Source organism: Phocaeicola paurosaccharolyticus JCM 15092 (assembly GCF_000613805.1).
In the GTDB taxonomy this organism is placed as follows: domain Bacteria; phylum Bacteroidota; class Bacteroidia; order Bacteroidales; family Bacteroidaceae; genus Phocaeicola; species Phocaeicola paurosaccharolyticus.
Genome location: NZ_BAJR01000002.1, coordinates 223,902 through 240,863 on the forward strand (window position 1 = coordinate 223,902; position 16,962 = coordinate 240,863).

A 16,962-nucleotide genomic window follows, 5' to 3' on the forward strand; every position below is an offset into this window, starting at 1 on the left:
AAAAAAATAATTTAGTATATGGCTATAAGAATAGTTGGTGTAGATTTACCTCAGAACAAGAGAGGTGAGATTGCGTTGACCTATGTGTATGGTATAGGACGCAACAGCTCCGCAAAAATTTTAGATAAAGCAGGAGTAGACAAAGACTTGAAAGTCAAAGATTGGACTGATGATCAGGCAGCTAAGATTCGTGAGATCATTGGCGCTGAATATAAGGTCGAAGGTGATCTTCGTTCTGAGATCCAATTAAACATTAAGAGATTAATGGATATTGGTTGCTATCGTGGTGTTCGCCACCGTATTGGCTTACCAGTTCGTGGACAAAGCACTAAGAATAATGCTCGTACACGTAAGGGTAGAAAGAAAACAGTTGCAAATAAGAAAAAAGCTACTAAATAATAATTGTTGATATGGCAAAAAAACAGTCGCAGCTAAGAAGAGAAATGTGAAAGTTGATGCAAATGGACAACTACATGTTCATTCTTCATTCAACAACATCATTGTATCTCTAGCAAATAGTGAAGGTCAGATTATCTCTTGGTCTTCTGCCGGTAAAATGGGATTTAGAGGTTCTAAAAAGAATACTCCTTATGCAGCTCAGATGGCTGCGCAAGATTGTGCAAAAATTGCATTTGATCTTGGCCTAAGAAAAGTAAAAGCTTATGTTAAGGGTCCAGGTAACGGACGTGAGTCTGCTATCAGAACAATACACGGAGCTGGAATCGAAGTAACAGAGATTGTTGACGTTACTCCACTTCCTCACAATGGTTGTCGTCCTCCAAAGAGAAGAAGAGTTTAATAGATAACCAAAATTTAAGTAACTTGATTTTGTTAATAAATGGATTGCACTTTCCTTTCTGTAATCGCGGCTGCAACAAATTAAGTTCATTTATAACAATTAAAATTAATAGAAATGGCTAGATATACTGGACCAAAATCAAGAATTGCCCGTAAATTCGGTGAAGGAATATTTGGAGCAGATAAAGTTCTATCTAAGAAAAATTATCCTCCTGGACAACATGGTAACAACAGAAGAAAGAAAACTTCTGAGTATGGTGTCATGTTAGCTGAAAAGCAGAAAGCAAAATATACTTATGGAGTATTAGAAAAACAATTCCGTAACTTATTTGAGAAATCTGCAAGTGCAAATGGTATTACTGGTGAGATCTTACTTCAGAGCCTTGAAGTTCGTCTCGATAACATCGTATTCCGTTTAGGTATCGCTCCAACTCGTGCTGCTGCTCGTCAGTTAGTAGGTCACAGACACATTACTGTTGATGGTAAGGTTGTAAATATTCCTTCTTATTCAGTAAAACCAGGTCAGATTGTTGGTGTACGTGAAAGATCTAAATCTTTGGAAGTTATAGGTAATTCACTTGCTGGATTTAACCATAGCAAGTATCCATGGTTAGAATGGGATGATAACAGTAAGGTAGGTAAATTGCTTCACATACCTGAGAGAGCTGACATTCCTGAAAACATAAAAGAGCACTTGATCGTTGAATTGTATTCTAAATAATAATTAATTTCATGGCGATATTAGCATTTCAAAAACCTGATAAAGTATTAATGTTGGAAGCGGATTCTAAATTTGGTAAATTCGAATTCCGCCCTCTTGAACCCGGTTTTGGTATTACCGTAGGTAATGCTTTGCGCCGTATTCTTCTTTCTTCTTTGGAAGGATTTGCTATCAATACAATAAAAATTGAAGGTGTTGAGCATGAATTTGCTACCGTGCCAGGAGTAAAAGAAGATGTTACCAACATTATCTTAAATCTTAAACAAGTGAGATTTAAGCAAGTAGTGGAAGAATTTGAAGGTGAGAAGTTAAGCCTCACTATAGAAAATTCTGTAGAATTTAAGGCAGGTGATTTAAGTAAGTATTTGACTGGATTTGAAGTGTTAAATCCTGAGTTAGTTATTTGCCATTTAGATTCCAAGGCAACATTAAAGATGGATCTAACAATTAACAAAGGTCGTGGATACGTTCCTTCTGATGAGAATCGTGAATACTGTACTGATGTTAATGTAATTCCAATTGATTCCATTTATACTCCTATCCGTAATGTCAAGTATCAAGTTGAAAACTTCCGTGTAGAACAGAAGACTGACTATGAAAAACTTGTTCTTGAAATTACAACCGATGGTTCCATTCACCCAAAAGAGGCTTTGAAAGAGGCTGCTAAGATATTGATTTATCACTTCATGCTTTTCTCTGATGAAAAGATCACACTTGAGACAACTGATGTTGATGGTAATGAAGAGTTTGATGAAGAGGTATTGCATATGCGCCAGCTTCTTAAGACTAAGCTCGTAGACATGGATCTCTCAGTTCGTGCTTTGAACTGCTTGAAAGCTGCTGATGTTGAGACATTAGGCGACTTGGTACAGTTCAACAAGACCGATCTTTTGAAATTCAGAAATTTTGGTAAGAAATCGCTCACTGAGCTTGATGATTTGCTCGAGAGTCTGAATCTGTCGTTTGGAACAGATATTTCTAAATATAAATTAGATAAAGATTAAAAAATGAGACATAATAAGAAATTCAATCACTTAGGTCGTACTGCTTCTCATAGAGCTGCTATGTTATCGAATATGGCATGTTCTTTGATTATGCACAAAAGAATCACTACGACTTTAGCTAAGGCAAAAGAACTTAAAAAGTTCGTTGAACCTTTAATCACTAAGTCTAAAGATGATACAACTAATTCTAGACGTGTCGTTTTCAGCAACTTGCAAGACAAGTTCGCTGTAACTGAGCTTTTCAAAGAAATCTCTGTTAAGGTAGCTGACCGCCCAGGTGGTTATACACGTATTATCAAGACTGGTAGACGTTTAGGTGATAATGCTGAAATGTGCTTCATCGAGTTAGTTGACTATGATGAAAACATGGCTAAAGTTGCTCCAGCTAAGAAGGCTGCTCGTACTCGCCGCTCAAAGAAAGCTGCAGACGCTCCTAAAGTAGAAGTTGCTGTTGAAGAAACTGCAAAAGCTGAAGTAGCTGCTGAAGAAGCTCCAAAGGCAGAATAACTCATAAAATATATATGTAGAGAGAGGTGTATCATATGATACACCTCTTTTTATTTCTATTTATCAAGGTAATTATGTTATTCCACTGTAATAATAATGTTATATTTTAAGTAGTGTAATACTCATTGTCTTAAAAAAATATATCCTTTTTTGCTATAACTGATAATAGCATTATATTTGGTCATTAATCATTTTATAATCACTGATGCGATCTTTTTTGCTGATATTATTCATGATTATCGGTATAGGTTTCTTTACAAGCACCAAAACTGTTAATACCTCGGATAAGGTTTCTTTTATTGAGTTCCTTCTTCAGCAAGATTGTCATGCAAAATCCAGTTCACCTAATGGGCTATTTATTATATCAAAGAATGTTTCTAATAATAACACCGCTCTTGATCCGACAAGTTTATACACCTTTTACACTAACCTATGCTTTAAATTCAATAGGATAAATAGTTTACTTTCACAAGAGGCTAACATATATCTTAAGAACATTTTAAGACAGAAATCTATATTCGATCTGCTGAGCCAGAGAGGTAGAGTGCAATATGATAGTTCAATATCTCTATATAAGCTGCTTAACTCCTGCAATTTTTATACCTTCCATAACCATCGTATTATAATTTAGAATTTTAATTGATAAGATTCAGTCTGCACCATTGTAGTGTGGACAGCTAGTTTATGCATTTATCAATCAATAAAAATATAATCATGGGACAAACTAAAACCACATCTGAGCGAATTTATTCTATGTCTAGCCCAGATGTAATACAAAAATTAAATCTTTCATCAGTTCTAATCTCTGCGAGTGTTTTCATGTTTGGTGTATTGTTGTTTCTTTTTATCTGGAAACAGGAAGACTCTTCATCCTTTATAAGCATGACCCTATTTACCATTGGTATTATCTGTTTCCTTTGGTCTATATATAGAATCTTCTGGCAAAGTAAGGAGTGGGTTTACCTTAAAACAGGTAGCTCAATCAGAGAGGGCTCATGTTTTTTTGACAATGAAAATTTATTGGACCTAATAAACTGTTTTGATGAAAATTCAATTCAAAACAGTAAAGTTATATGTGCAAAGAAAAGTGGAAATGTAAGGTTGGACTATATGCTATCTAAAGACAATAAGTTTGCAGCTGTGCAACTATTCCATTTTATTCCTTATACTTATGAACCTGCCTCAAGAATATTTTATCTTACCGGAAAGGATGTAGAAGAATTCGCAATAAAACTTATAAATAGTAAATTCTGAGATATTTTTGTCTTAAATAAGTAATTTATATAATATGAAACTATGCACTCTCCTTTTCATATGAATATGGGGAGTGCTTTTATTTTTTATTGTCCAAACAAAATGATTGTATAAACAATTTTACTCTATATTTGTAATGGTCTTCAAATAATACTATTATGAAAAAATTGTTATTTATATCCTTGATAACTACGTTTTCATTAACTAGTTGTACCTATTGGCAAGGTAATCCTGCAGCAATTCAAGCCGGGGCGTCAATTGGTGGAGTAGTAGGAGCTATAATTGGTGATAACGCCGGTGGATATTCCGGATCTCAGTTTGGAGCCCTTATAGGTACTGTTACAGGTGCTGCTGTGGGAAATGCCATAACTACTCCTAAGAATAACGGAGACTCATATGACGATGGTGATTACTATGTTCAAAATAATAGTTCATCACGCTATTTACCTTCTCAACGAGAATCAGAACCTAATGCTATCGTAATTAGTAATATACGTTTTGTGGATGAAAATAGGAACCATATTATTAATGCTGCTGAAAATGGTAAAGTAATATTTGACGTAACAAACGACTCACCTGTCGCACTTTACAATGTTACTCCTGTTATTTCAGTTTCCGGAGTTAAAAATCTATATGTTTCGCCATCACAGGTAATCTCATACATGGAACCTGGCTCTACAATACGTTATACTGCGTCTATTTTATCAGGCAAAAGGATTAAGAATGGAATGGCTGATTTCAACATTTATGCTGTTGACAGCAATGGTGGAGTAAGTGACTATCATAGGTTTTCGCTTCCTATTCAGAAAAGAGTGAAATGACCATAATAATCTGATAAATAGATAAATCTGTTATAATATATCTTTTTCTATTCTATAATATCAAGGAGTATGGATATTATAGAATGAAAACATGTTTATAATTCTGAATGATTGGAATTAATGTATATGGCTTTATCTTTAATTCAATTATCTGATAACAAACAATTCACAATTGAATAAGCAGAGGATAATAATACCAGCTTTTGTTTTGGCTACACTGGGTTGTAAAGCGACAAAATAATATTACTGGTGAAATATTTAATCAGTGCTCACTAACGTGGTTAATTTGCCTCAACAATAGCTCTTTGGTAGGTGATTGCTTAAAGAATCTCAGTTTTTTACGCTTATCCTGGTCCAAATAAAGCGAGGTATCAATCTCCAGAAGAAAACTATTATGGCATATTTCCAATCAATGATAGCTACTTTCTTCTTCTTTTTGATGGCACTAATTATTTTTTCTGCAACATACTCAACATTCATCAGCATAGGATATTTATCTTTAGCAAGTAGAGGTGTATCAACAAATCCGGGACGTATGTCTGTAAAATGGATATTATATCCCTTCATGTTCGCTAGCTGTTCCAGTGATTCTATGTAATTGTTCTGGAATCTTTTTGTTGCAGAATAAGCAGGAGCAACTCCGAGTCCCTTTGTTCCTGCAACAGAACTTATCACGGCAATATGCCCATCTTCATGATTTGTGAAGTAATGGAAGGCTGCTGTAACCATTCTTATAAATCCATTAACATTGGTTACAGCAGTCTTCATCTCTATCTCTATATCAAGAGAAATATTTTGATATCCTATTCCTGAACATAAAATGAAAAGGTCCATGCCTTGCATCTTATCTATGAGAAGCATAAGCTTTTCAGCAGCATCCTGTTGCGTTACATCTATCTTCTCATAGAAAACCCTATCAACAGCAAGTTCATGCAGTTTTATAAGTTCTTCTACTCTTCTCCCTGCTACACCTACACAGTATCCCATTTCAATGTATCTAACAGCCAATTCTCGGCCGATACCTGATGTAGCACCAATTATAAGGACTCTTTTCATTGTATTTGTTTAGGAAATTAGATTACCCAATACTATTTTTTAAAGCTTTCAAGAGCTTGTTCCAGATCTCCGATAATATCATTTGCATCTTCAATGCCTACAGATAAGCGGATAAGATCAGGAGCTACTCCGGCAGCAATAAGTTGTTCATCTGACATCTGTCTGTGAGTATGGCTTGCAGGATGAAGAACACAAGTCCTTGCATCAGCTACGTGTGTAACAATTGCTATCATCTTTAATTTATCCATAAACTCTACAGCTTCCTCTCTAGATCCTTTTATACCGAAGGCAACCACACCACATGATCCGTTAGGTAGATATTTTTGAGCCAATTCGTAATATTTACTACTCTTCAGTCCGCAATAGTTCACCCATTTCACATTTGGATTAGCCTCTAGCCATTGTGCAACTTTCAGTGCATTCTCACAATGGCGTGGAACTCTAAGATGTAGTGTCTCGAGTCCAAGGTTAAGTAGGAATGAGTTATGTGGAGATGGTATTGAACCAAGATCTCTCATTAGCTGAGCTGTGATCTTGACAATATATGCATTTTTGCCGAAGGCTTTAGTATATGTAAGTCCATGATATGATTCGTCAGGAGTAGTAAGTCCAGGAAATTTCTCAGCATGAGCATCCCAATCAAAGTTACCGCTATCTACCACTGCACCTCCAACGCTTGTAGCGTGTCCGTCCATATATTTTGTAGTAGAGTGAGTAACGATATCAGCTCCCCATTCGAATGGACGGCAGTTTATAGGTGTAGCAAAAGTATTGTCTACGATAAGAGGTACACCATGTTTGTGAGCTACACGTGCAAATTTTTCAATATCAAGAACATCAATGCTTGGGTTAGATATTGTTTCACCAAACATAGCTTTTGTATTAGGTTGGAATGCTTTGTCAAGTTCTTCCTCACTCGTGTCAGAATTTACGAAAGTACATTCAATGCCCAACTTCTTCATTGTAACGGCGAATAAATTGAAAGTTCCACCATATATTGTTGATGAGCAGACCATATGGTCACCTGCCTGACATATATTGAATACGGCATAGAAATTTGCAGCTTGGCCTGAAGATGTTAGTATAGCACCCACACCACCTTCGAGTTCTGCTATCTTAGATGCTACTGCGTCGTTTGTAGGATTAGCCAATCTTGTATAGAAATAACCTTCATCTTCAAGGTCAAAGAGTCTTGCCATCTTTTCGCTTGAATCATATTTAAAAGTTGTACTCTGATATATTGGTAAAACTCTGGATTCTCCATTTTTGGGTTTCCAGCCTCCTTGAACGCAAATAGTAGCTTTACTGACCTCTTTTTTCATAATTATAATATCATGTTAAGTTTTGATATATAGTAATAAATTGTATGCAAAATTAAGAATAATAAATCATTTTGTGACTCTATAACCTAAAAAGTATTATCTTTGGTCGTTTTTTAAAGAGAGATATGGATATCAAACAAAGATTAAGGCACAGAATGCCTGTACAGATTCGTTTCAGCGATGTTGATCAATTCGGACACATGAATAATTCTGTATATTTTTCGCTTTACGATTTAGCAAAAACAACATATATTAACGACGTATTAGGTAAAAATGATTGGAAGAGGACTGCTATTGTAGTAGCAAATATCAATGCCAATTTTTTTGCCCCTGTATACTTTTCAGATGATATAGTTATTGAGACAAGTATCGTCCATATGGGTCATACCAGTTTCACTCTTTTACAGAGAGCTGTATGTGATAGGACAGGAGATGTGAGATGTGAGTGTCGCACTGTAATGGTATATTTTGATCTTCAAATAAAGGAACCAGCAGTTCTATCTGATGAGTACAAAAGGCTTATCTCCGAATATGAAGGGAAGAGTCTTGCTGAATTATCTGAAAGAAAATAAAAGAGCGCTTCAAAATAATTTATCATTATTGAAGCGCACTTAAATTTTTCATAACAATGGTGGATAAATCTTATTTATAAGATTTGTCATATATTTCTATGATTTCATCATCTGTAAGTGGACGTGGATCGAATGAGAATAAACCTCCCATCGTATCGCGTGCATTTTGCATAAGTCTGGTGGAATCTTCCCTCTTCACACCATAGTCGCTCAACTTCAAGTCGTACACACCACACTCTTTTTGCATAACCTTAAGAGCATCAATGAAATCAGAAGGTCTGTTACTCTTTTTCTCAGTCATTACCTCAGCCATCTTCATATATCTCTTCATACAATCATTTCTGAAAGTCTCGAAATATGCTAAAGACAAAGATATAAGTCCTGCACCATGAGGCAAAGTTGGATAGTAGGCACTCAGCGCATGTTCCATTGAGTGCTCAGAAATACAGCTGGATGTGCTTTCAACCATTCCTGCAAGAGTGCTGGCCCATGCAACTTTTGCTCTAGCCTTGAGGTCTCGTCCGTCATGTACAGCCGAAGGCAGGTACTTGTAAAGAAGTCTGATAGCTTCCAAAGCATATAGATCACTTATAGGAGTGGCTATATTAGCGATAAAACCTTCAGCGGCATGGAAAAATGCATCAAAACCTTGGAAAGCAGTATATTTTGGAGGGATAGAGATCATTAGTTCTGGGTCCACAATAGATAGTTTAGGGAATGTCAACTCATTTCCGAAACCTATCTTTTCTTGACATTGCTCGTTTGTAATTACTGTCCAGGGATCCATCTCGGTACCTGTACCTGCAGTAGTAGGTATAGCTACTATGGGAAGAACCTTTGTTACAGGCTTACCTTTTCCGGAGCCTCCGATAACATAGTCCCAATAATCCCCGCTATTGCATGCCATAACTGCTATCGCCTTAGCTGAATCAATAGAGCTACCTCCGCCTAGACCAATAATAAAGTCACATCCACATTTCCTGCATATTTCAGCAGCTTCCATAATATGTCCTTTTGTTGGGTTAGGAAGAATATGGTCGTAAATCTCAAATTCAGTTTTGTTAAGCACCAATTGTTCAGTCACTTTATCCAAATGACCATATTTCCTCATCGAGTTTCCAGATGATATAACAATTAATGCCTTTTTGCCAGGCAACGTCTCAGTTGATAACTTGCTGATTTCCCCACATCCAAAAATAAGTTTTGTAGGAAGATTTAGAGTAAATACCGGATTTGCTTTCATGTCTTATTACTTTAAAGTTACACTAATAACAAATATAAACAAATATTGATTGATTGTATATTCTAATTAGATAAATTAAGATTCATAATAGATAAAAAACAAAAAGCCTAGAGTAAGTTATCTAAAGTAATTAAATTGGCTCCTTTGCTTTCGTAGTATTTAAGCATCTCTGCAATTTTATTTTTATTGTAGCTGGTGATGCAGTCGGAAAGGACATTTACTTTATAGTTAGATTTACTCATATTGTAACAGGTTGATTTCACGCATTCTGTGGCATCAGCTCCAGCAATGTAGAACTCCTTTATACCGTTTGCATTAATGTAGTCAACGAATTCCTCACTGGTGAGAGCATTGGCTTTTGTCTTTGTGAAAATATTCTCTGTTACAATTTTCATCTCCGGAACAAATTCAGAACCGCGTGTATCGTGTTTGAATGTCCTTGTTCCCGGTGTTATATTCTCATGTCTGATGAATATAACGTCAATGTTATTATTCACAGCCCAATTTATTGCAGCATTAACGTTATCAATTATCTCTCTGTAATTTTTAGTAATATCATTCTGAAGGTCGATTACTACTAGTGCTTTTTCCATTATTTTCTTATTTTTTGTTGTTGGTAATTATTCTTAAAAGAGCCTATTTCTATAAATTAGATGTCATCCTTGATATGATGTACGAAATGATTTGCAAAAATAGTAATAATATTTGTTGTAACTTATTACTACTAAAATATCATTTAAAAAAGTAAGATGAAATGTCCATAATATTCATTGCACATGCAATTATTCTGAATAATAGTTAGCTCAATTTTTTCAATAAAGAATACATTTCAATAGAATTCCTTGTAAATCGAACCTGCAAATGGCAGTAGATTCTAAAGGAACGAATCCAAAGAAGTAAAGAAGATAAGGAACAATTATTTTTTAGGAAAATGAGACTTTCCGTTCCTGTTGCCTTACAGTGTCGGAATGAGGCGACTCGAACGCCCGACCCCTACGTCCCGAACGTAGTGCGCTACCAACTGCGCTACATTCCGATGCTGTTTGCACGGCAAAGTTATTCTATTTTTTGAAAAAAGGAAATAAATATTGTCGAATATTTGTGTATATAAAAATAATACCTACCTTTGCAACCGCAAAACAAAAGGTGCCATAGCTCAGTTGGTAGAGCAAAGGACTGAAAATCCTTGTGTCCCCGGTTCGATTCCTGGTGGCACCACTTAAGAAGAGTAGCAAAACAAAGCAAATCCCTGAAACATAGACAGTTTCGGGGATTTTTCTTTTTAGGGCAACCCCTTGAAAATGGCAGAAAATAACGGTTTATAGAACATTTATCTTTGTTCATTCATATGCTTTTTATTTGGCGCAAAAAAAGCAAACGAAACAGTATCTAATGTGTTGATTTTCCGAATTTTGCATACCGACAATCTCGTTTCATTTCCTTAATTTTGAAACATTAAAATAGAGGTAATATGAAGCAAGAAATGATGAATGTTTTGGTCTACATTATTAAGACCCGAAAATTGAGAAACGGAGAATGCCCGGTACTACTTAGGGTTACTATTGACGGGGTTTACAGCGACATTCGTATTAACCGCAGCGTTAAAGATGAAATCTGGGATGCTAAATTAGGAATGTGCCGGGGAAAGAGCCGGGAGGCTAACGAACTGAACGATTATATCCGCAACCTCCATACCCGCCTGTATGAAATTCATCGGAACATGGTATTACAGGACGAGTATTTTACCCCCGAAATTTTACTGAAAAAACTCTTTAATAAGGAAACAACTAAAACCGTCCTTACATTTTTCAAAGAGCATAATGAAGATTGCAGACGACGCATCGGATTGGATTATGCCTACTCCACCATTAACCGATACGATAACTGCTATAAATCGCTGCAAACTGTTATCGAGAAAGAGTGCGGGAAATCCGATATAACTTTTACCGAGTTTACTTCCCAGTTTATTCGTAAATACGAACTCTACCTGACAGTTGATAAGGGATTAAGCCCTAACACCCTTGTTCGGTATATGAAAGTAATAAAAAAGGTAAGTACCCTTGCTTTGGCTACCGGATTATTGAAAAGTGATCCTTTTGTGGGGATGCGGTTCAAACAGGCAAAAACCAATCCGGTTTTCCTTACCAAAGAGGAACTTGATATAGTTACAAACAAAAAATTCACCCTGCCGAGAGTTGCATTAGTCCGTGATGTGTTTGTGTTCTGCTGTTACACAGGCCTTGCATTCATAGATGTGAGCAACTTAAAGAAGGAGCATATTGTCTTAGATAACGAGGGGACTTATTGGATTCGTAAGTCGAGGGAGAAAACCGAAAATATGTGCGACATCCCATTGCTTGATATTCCGTTGGGAATAATTCGCCGATATGAAAATCATAGAATGTGCAAGTCAAAAGGTATTCTGCTTCCGGTTATGTGTAATCAGAAGATGAATTCCTACTTGAAGGAAATTACCGATTTCTGCGGGATTGACAAGGACGTTACCACGCACACAGCTCGTCACACCTTTGCGACAACGGTTACGCTGGCTAATGGGGTTGCGCTTACAAATGTTGCCCGTATGTTGGGACATACCAGTACAAGAATGACGGAGCATTACGCAAAAGTACTTAGCCACAACATCTATTCCGACATGAAAAAGGTTCAAACTAAAATAAGCATGAGTGAGATTTAATAAATTGACTAACAGCAAAGGCTATCCGGAAAGATAGCCTTTGCTGTTGTTTAGAATATCTTGCGATAACTGTCTTTCAGCATTTTTTCAATATCAGATTCCTTATATAAGACTTTTGCCCCAATTTGATAATAGGGTATCTTGCCCTCGCTCCTGTAATCCTGTAAAGCCCTTCTGCTGATTTTTAAGCGTTCGGACAATTCCTTATCTGTTAAATACCTATCTCCGTTTAAGGTAGGTCTGCATTTTTTCGCAAGCACTTCAACCTTATCCAACATCCGGTCAATGGATTCAAAAAAGACTGCGATTTGAGGCGTAGCTTTCGTTATAAGGCTATTTTGATTCTCTGCATTCTTATTTTCCATGCTCCCCCCTTTCTAACTCTATATACTTCCTAATATCCTCCGGCTTATAGTAGATTTTGCCGTTAAGCATTGAATAAGGTATTTTATGAAAATTTCTTAGGTATTGCAATTTCCTTTTGCTAATATCCAGTATCATACAAACCTCCTGACTATCCAGCCATTCTTTCATCTCTTTATCTTCACTTTGATCACACAGAAGATTTATCTTCCGGGCAAATGCCTCGAAACGTTCTATCATAGCCTCAAAAGTGCGGGCTTCTATATTTATTACCTCCATAATATTTACATTTTTCGTTAATACTATGATTACGGGATAACAAAGGTAACTCATTAAAACACACGACATACCAATCCCTTGCGGGCTGGTAGCTTGCGTCCGCACTAGTCTATACCTAAAGTGTAAACTGATTCCGGCGGCGGTTAAATATGCCGCTTTTTTGTAGGATTTACTTTCTCAATTGCAGTGGTTAAACTATATTCTATAAAGTAAAGTCACTAACATCTTTTTTGTTTGCAAAACTATAACTATCACTATAGATTGTTTTGATACGGTATTTACCATCTTGAACACTATCGACCTTGCATATCCCTGATTTTTCTGCTTTTTTATAAGTACCGTCCCTACTTGCGTTAACAATTTCGTCCAACATTCTCAAAACTTGTCGAGGATAGAAAGCATTATTATTTGCGGCTGACAATTTCTCAAGATAAGCCTTTAACCCGGCATTAGGCAATCCATATTGGTCGAAAATATTTAGACAATAAAGAATAATACGCTCCTTAACAACAGGTTCCTGCCTCTCCAAACTATTATAAACGATAGCTGCATCAAGAAGAATATGATACAAAGTTTTATTTAGAAGATCATTATGTCGAAAAATCAGATCATCCTGATTCTCTCCATATTTTGCAACCTTTCGGCGTTGATGTAATAACGTAAATTGTTTTAATATAGATAGAATCGCTTCTTTATACAGAGAGTGTAGGCTTTTCTTCCAATCGGAAAAAGTCATTTTATTTTCTTTATCTTTGGGGAATGGCATATACTCATTAAAATGGCAAATAGCGGTAATGGCATGCGAACTCAATAAAAAGCGTAAATAGTCAACAATTCCTATAACATGTTCCTCATTAAATTGTGCTTTATTTAGATTAGAGCAATATTTTTCAGTCAGATTCCTTACAATACTAAGAGGACGCATTATATCATTCCCAAGTTTTATACCATTATCCACTGTATTTTCCACTTTTCTCTCTTTGCTTTCAGTTGCCGATGCTTCTTCCTCTTCCTCCATTAATTCATCCGAGATAGCATTGCTTTTACTGTCAAAAATATGCTCCAAGCTTTCCCATAAACGCGAGGTAATATGTCCCGAGACTATTTTCGATAAAACAGAAGTATCCCTTGAAGCCGCTATAGCCTCATCATAACTTAATGTAGCAATATCCTTTTCTCTTATCTCTTCTTTATCTTCCCGAAAGCTGCCATACGATGATATGCGTTTAGCACCCGTATCTTCCCTGTATAATTGTGTTAGATAATCTGCTATTTCTAATTCGTTAAACTGCCCTGCTTCAACCTTCCCTATGATTTCCCGTATAGTACGCAGGTTCCTTTCTGGATTTGTATTCCTTAATTTATCAATTCTATTCACAGGTTGCTTATTCGAAATAATAGCGCCACTAACGCTAACAAAAGCGCAATATTGAGGTAACAGGTCAGGATCACACTGTTCTGCGGATAAAGTAAATTCAAATGTCTTTTGTCGATAATCATTTATTGGAAAAGAAAAAACTTTTACTCCATTCTGTCCGAATGCGGTCAGATAAGAAGGTTCGTTAAGTATATGTTTTAAATCAATATATACCTTAAGGTGTCGTCCTTCCAAATCTATGGATTTAATTTTAATAAACTGTTTTGCGTAACTATCTGTCACTGTTGGATTCTCTCCGTAGCAATCTTTCCGGGGGAATGCGCTAATGTCTTCTATCCGTTTACCAACATTGTTAATTCCTATACTATCCAAAAAATCAAAAGAAGACGAAGCATACAGCACACATAATTCATCATTCAGAGGAGGAGACGAAGGAGAGCCCATCCCTGCTAGGGTTGCGTTTACGCTGCCCGTCAAGTAGTATTCCTTTTCTGCTGATTTGAAATGAAAAACTTTAGCATGAAGCATTCTATCGTCTCCCAAAGCATTAATTCTAACCTTCCCTCTGGTTGTTTCGTTAAAATCATAAAAAGTAATTCGCTCGTCTGCTTCCATTTGTGTTGGTGGCAAACCCTTGTTTTCTTGCAGATATATATCCAGATGCGCATTCGGAAATAATTGACAAAGATTCTTCAATAAAGCACCATCTTCATCATAGTAGGGGCATACGATTGTTATTCTTTCTATATTATTAGTTGGAATTAGGTACGAGAGTTGATGATAGATATCTGAGTCTTTCTCATTATATAGCAGTGCGGCATCAAGACTGTCGCCAAGATTATGAAATTGATGTTTTACAAGCTTTTTATTTGAAAATAAATCACAGCAGCCTGTTATGGTATTACATATTCTTTCGGCGGAATATCCATCCATTTGTTTGGCAAATCCGATAACATATTCCCACAGTTCCAGAAGCAATGGTAGCTCCGTTTTATCAACAGAATTAGCATAAAACCCAGAAAACACCTCGTGATTTTTGCCATGTCCTCCTGGAGTTAAGTTACCTGAACCAAAAATTGCAAGTAAACAGCTATCTCCTATGAAGAAATTAATTTTAGGATGAAAGGCTCCTGAGGATTTAATACCATTTACTGCATATGCTTGGTTAATACTTTTAAGGTAATTTGAAGATACCCCTAATGAGGAGTTTAGCATATTTTGATCTACCAAAACATTTATACTAGTTATCCATTTTTCTTTTAGAGTTCTTAACACCTGTCCCTCAAAATGATGAAAATTAAAGGAAAATGTAGTTAGAACGGCAGAATGAAAACTACTTTTCCCACCCGGAATCTCTTTGTATATTTTCCGCTCCATTACATACTATTTAATAATTTCCATCCCAATCCAGTAAGAGTTCCTTCCCTATCAATATAACCTAAATCACGCATAAAATTATGTAATGATTGAAGTCTGGGAGTAGTGCCTCGTGGTTGTATAGTCTCAACGTGAATGATATACCTGTCTTCAATTAAGAATTTCAACAAATTCGCTTCACCGTTACCCATTTTTCGGTAAGCCGTTGCCATGTGGTCGTTAATCAATGTTTTCACTATCTGGTTTATATATTCACGATAGTTTGTATCCAAATTCTTTTTAATATAAATATCAAGGTGTTCAGTCAGATTACCTTTTTGATAATCAATATAATTATTTAATTCAAAGTTTTTGATATGTTCTTGGTATGATTCTGTAAAGTTATATATCATCATTAATAGGGAGACTGACCTGCTTGCGGCATAATAGGGAAGTTCCTTTTTTACAGCACCTCTGATGTCGGCGAGTTCATCCTGAATACTTCTTTTTTCAATTAACTCCAAAATATCTTTCAAAGTATCCTCGCTGCTTATCCCAAGAAGAGCTTCGCTCTTTTTCTGTATCTCAGATCCGAAATCCTTCAGGTAACTGTCAAATTCTGAAATAGTTCCCTCAATATTAAATAGAAAAGCCCAAAATATAGACGAAAGAGCATAATGGACGCTCTCGTTAAGATAATAATAAAACCACCCAAATTGCGAAGAATTTGGATCTACGCTTGGAGAAGTATTCTTGAATATCCATAGAGGGAATTCATTCAAGGGCACGCTCTCTGTCTTTGATTGTAAATACAATTTTATTGATTCGATTCTTTTCTCGGAAGATTTGCCATCTCTTGTTTTAAAATTGTCCCCATCCCGTTCCAATAAAAGATTATTTAATAATAACCATTCTTCGCTTGATTCTGTTAAGGCATTGAGCCGGAAAGACATTATTTTATCAAAATCATTCCAACCACAAGTCCCTTTTCTGATTAATTCAAGAAAATAAGTTCTTACATTAACAGGAATAGCAGAACGGAATGCCTCTGCTACTTTCTGTCCTTTAGGTTTTATATGGAAATAATTTTCAACTATTTCAATTAGCTCAAGATTAATGAGAGAGCCTGCATAATATTGCCCTAGAGCTCCTGATCTATAATCCCAATATAATTCTTTACCCGGCTTGTCAGCCCCTTGAATTATAGAATAAGATCCATCGGCTTTATGTCTTGTGGCATAATCACTTCCCGGGACATTCGTACCATTAGGCTCTTTTATAACCATAAGAAAGGCCATAATCAACTCTGCTCTTCTTATAAAGTTATATTGGGCTTGAGGAGTTTGTTTTTCTTTTTCAAGACTTAGTCTATCATACTCATCTAAGAGCCAACAATAGAAACTATAATACCGAATTCGTCCAGTCAGGTTGGTCATACCTGGCAAAAGTCTTCCATAAACAGTTATTGAACTATTTTGAATTCCTAACGGGTCGCGCCCCCTAATAAACCCACCATTTTCTGCCCAAAACGGCATTATATGTGTGTCCGATCTATACATATTAAATAATTTAACGGAATCGCATTAAAAGTAA

At 36.0% G+C, this 16,962-nt stretch carries 17 protein-coding genes and 2 tRNA genes; 10 read left to right on the forward strand and 9 right to left on the reverse strand.

Features of this window, described 5'->3' with window-relative positions; genetic code table 11:
• Nucleotides 1–18: 18 nt before the first annotated feature.
• From rpsM to JCM15092_RS02445, 7 genes are all read left to right on the forward strand, one after another.
• Nucleotides 19–399, forward strand: a complete 381-nt coding sequence (gene rpsM / locus JCM15092_RS02410) for a 30S ribosomal protein S13 (protein ID WP_024993257.1) — start codon at nucleotides 19–21, stop codon at nucleotides 397–399.
• A 46-nt stretch (nucleotides 400–445) separates the two neighbouring features.
• Entirely contained in the window at nucleotides 446–799 is a 354-nt protein-coding gene (gene rpsK, locus JCM15092_RS02415) for a 30S ribosomal protein S11 (RefSeq protein ID WP_024993258.1), read from the forward strand.
• Between the two features lie 114 nt (nucleotides 800–913).
• A complete protein-coding gene (gene rpsD, locus JCM15092_RS02420) occupies nucleotides 914–1,519 on the forward strand; it encodes a 30S ribosomal protein S4 (RefSeq protein WP_024993259.1) in 606 nt (201 codons plus the stop codon).
• Between the two features lie 11 nt (nucleotides 1,520–1,530).
• Nucleotides 1,531–2,523 (forward strand): DNA-directed RNA polymerase subunit alpha, encoded by a 993-nt coding sequence (locus tag JCM15092_RS02425; RefSeq protein WP_024993260.1) that lies wholly within the window; start codon nucleotides 1,531–1,533, stop codon nucleotides 2,521–2,523.
• Nucleotides 2,524–2,526: 3 nt separating this feature from the next.
• Nucleotides 2,527–3,030: a 50S ribosomal protein L17 gene (gene rplQ / locus JCM15092_RS02430; protein WP_024993261.1), complete on the forward strand. Its 504-nt coding sequence runs from the start codon at nucleotides 2,527–2,529 to the stop codon at nucleotides 3,028–3,030.
• Nucleotides 3,031–3,744: 714 nt separating this feature from the next.
• A complete protein-coding gene (locus JCM15092_RS02440; RefSeq protein ID WP_024993263.1) occupies nucleotides 3,745–4,284 on the forward strand; it encodes a DUF8460 domain-containing protein in 540 nt (179 codons plus the stop codon).
• Between the two features lie 158 nt (nucleotides 4,285–4,442).
• On the forward strand, nucleotides 4,443–5,105 hold the full coding sequence (locus JCM15092_RS02445) for a YMGG-like glycine zipper-containing protein (protein ID WP_024993264.1): 663 nt from the start codon (nucleotides 4,443–4,445) through the stop codon (nucleotides 5,103–5,105).
• A 330-nt stretch (nucleotides 5,106–5,435) separates the two neighbouring features.
• Here JCM15092_RS02445 and JCM15092_RS02450 read toward each other — a convergent pair whose 3' ends face one another.
• Nucleotides 5,436–6,161, reverse strand: a complete 726-nt coding sequence (locus tag JCM15092_RS02450) for an SDR family NAD(P)-dependent oxidoreductase (protein WP_024993265.1) — start codon at nucleotides 6,159–6,161, stop codon at nucleotides 5,436–5,438.
• Between the two features lie 32 nt (nucleotides 6,162–6,193).
• Nucleotides 6,194–7,483 carry an O-acetylhomoserine aminocarboxypropyltransferase/cysteine synthase family protein gene (locus JCM15092_RS02455; protein WP_024993266.1) on the reverse strand — a complete coding sequence of 430 codons (1,290 nt, stop codon included), beginning with the start codon at nucleotides 7,481–7,483 and terminating at the stop codon, nucleotides 6,194–6,196.
• 125 nt (nucleotides 7,484–7,608) lie between these two features.
• Here JCM15092_RS02455 and JCM15092_RS02460 point away from each other — a divergent pair, with 125 nt between their 5' ends.
• On the forward strand, nucleotides 7,609–8,055 hold the full coding sequence (locus JCM15092_RS02460) for an acyl-CoA thioesterase (RefSeq protein ID WP_024993267.1): 447 nt from the start codon (nucleotides 7,609–7,611) through the stop codon (nucleotides 8,053–8,055).
• 70 nt (nucleotides 8,056–8,125) lie between these two features.
• Here the strand turns inward: JCM15092_RS02460 and JCM15092_RS02465 are convergent, their stop codons facing one another.
• From JCM15092_RS02465 to JCM15092_RS02475, 3 genes are all read right to left on the reverse strand, one after another.
• On the reverse strand, nucleotides 8,126–9,298 hold the full coding sequence (locus JCM15092_RS02465; RefSeq protein ID WP_024993268.1) for an iron-containing alcohol dehydrogenase: 1,173 nt from the start codon (nucleotides 9,296–9,298) through the stop codon (nucleotides 8,126–8,128).
• Nucleotides 9,299–9,405: 107 nt separating this feature from the next.
• Entirely contained in the window at nucleotides 9,406–9,891 is a 486-nt protein-coding gene (locus JCM15092_RS02470) for a cysteine hydrolase family protein (protein WP_204367501.1), read from the reverse strand.
• A gap of 370 nt (nucleotides 9,892–10,261) precedes the next feature.
• A tRNA-Pro gene (locus JCM15092_RS02475) sits at nucleotides 10,262–10,334 on the reverse strand.
• Between the two features lie 109 nt (nucleotides 10,335–10,443).
• Between JCM15092_RS02475 and JCM15092_RS02480 the strand changes: the two genes are divergently transcribed.
• A tRNA-Phe gene (locus tag JCM15092_RS02480) sits at nucleotides 10,444–10,516 on the forward strand.
• Between the two features lie 253 nt (nucleotides 10,517–10,769).
• Entirely contained in the window at nucleotides 10,770–11,993 is a 1,224-nt protein-coding gene (locus JCM15092_RS02485) for a site-specific integrase (protein ID WP_024993270.1), read from the forward strand.
• 50 nt (nucleotides 11,994–12,043) lie between these two features.
• On the opposite strand, the gene JCM15092_RS14685 is transcribed toward JCM15092_RS02485, so the two are convergent.
• The 4 genes from JCM15092_RS14685 to JCM15092_RS02505 form a co-directional block, all read right to left on the reverse strand.
• Nucleotides 12,044–12,358: a helix-turn-helix domain-containing protein gene (locus JCM15092_RS14685; RefSeq protein ID WP_034541438.1), complete on the reverse strand. Its 315-nt coding sequence runs from the start codon at nucleotides 12,356–12,358 to the stop codon at nucleotides 12,044–12,046.
• Nucleotides 12,348–12,635 (reverse strand): helix-turn-helix domain-containing protein, encoded by a 288-nt coding sequence (locus JCM15092_RS02495; protein ID WP_024993271.1) that lies wholly within the window; start codon nucleotides 12,633–12,635, stop codon nucleotides 12,348–12,350. The genes JCM15092_RS14685 and JCM15092_RS02495 overlap by 11 nt, the downstream gene beginning before the upstream one ends.
• A 202-nt stretch (nucleotides 12,636–12,837) precedes the next feature.
• The gene (locus JCM15092_RS02500; RefSeq protein WP_024993272.1) at nucleotides 12,838–15,390 is read right to left on the reverse strand and encodes a phospholipase D-like domain-containing protein; all 2,553 of its coding nucleotides are present in this window, start codon (nucleotides 15,388–15,390) and stop codon (nucleotides 12,838–12,840) included.
• Nucleotides 15,390–16,928 (reverse strand): hypothetical protein, encoded by a 1,539-nt coding sequence (locus JCM15092_RS02505; protein WP_024993273.1) that lies wholly within the window; start codon nucleotides 16,926–16,928, stop codon nucleotides 15,390–15,392. The genes JCM15092_RS02500 and JCM15092_RS02505 overlap by 1 nt, the downstream gene beginning before the upstream one ends.
• Nucleotides 16,929–16,962: the final 34 nt, after the last annotated feature.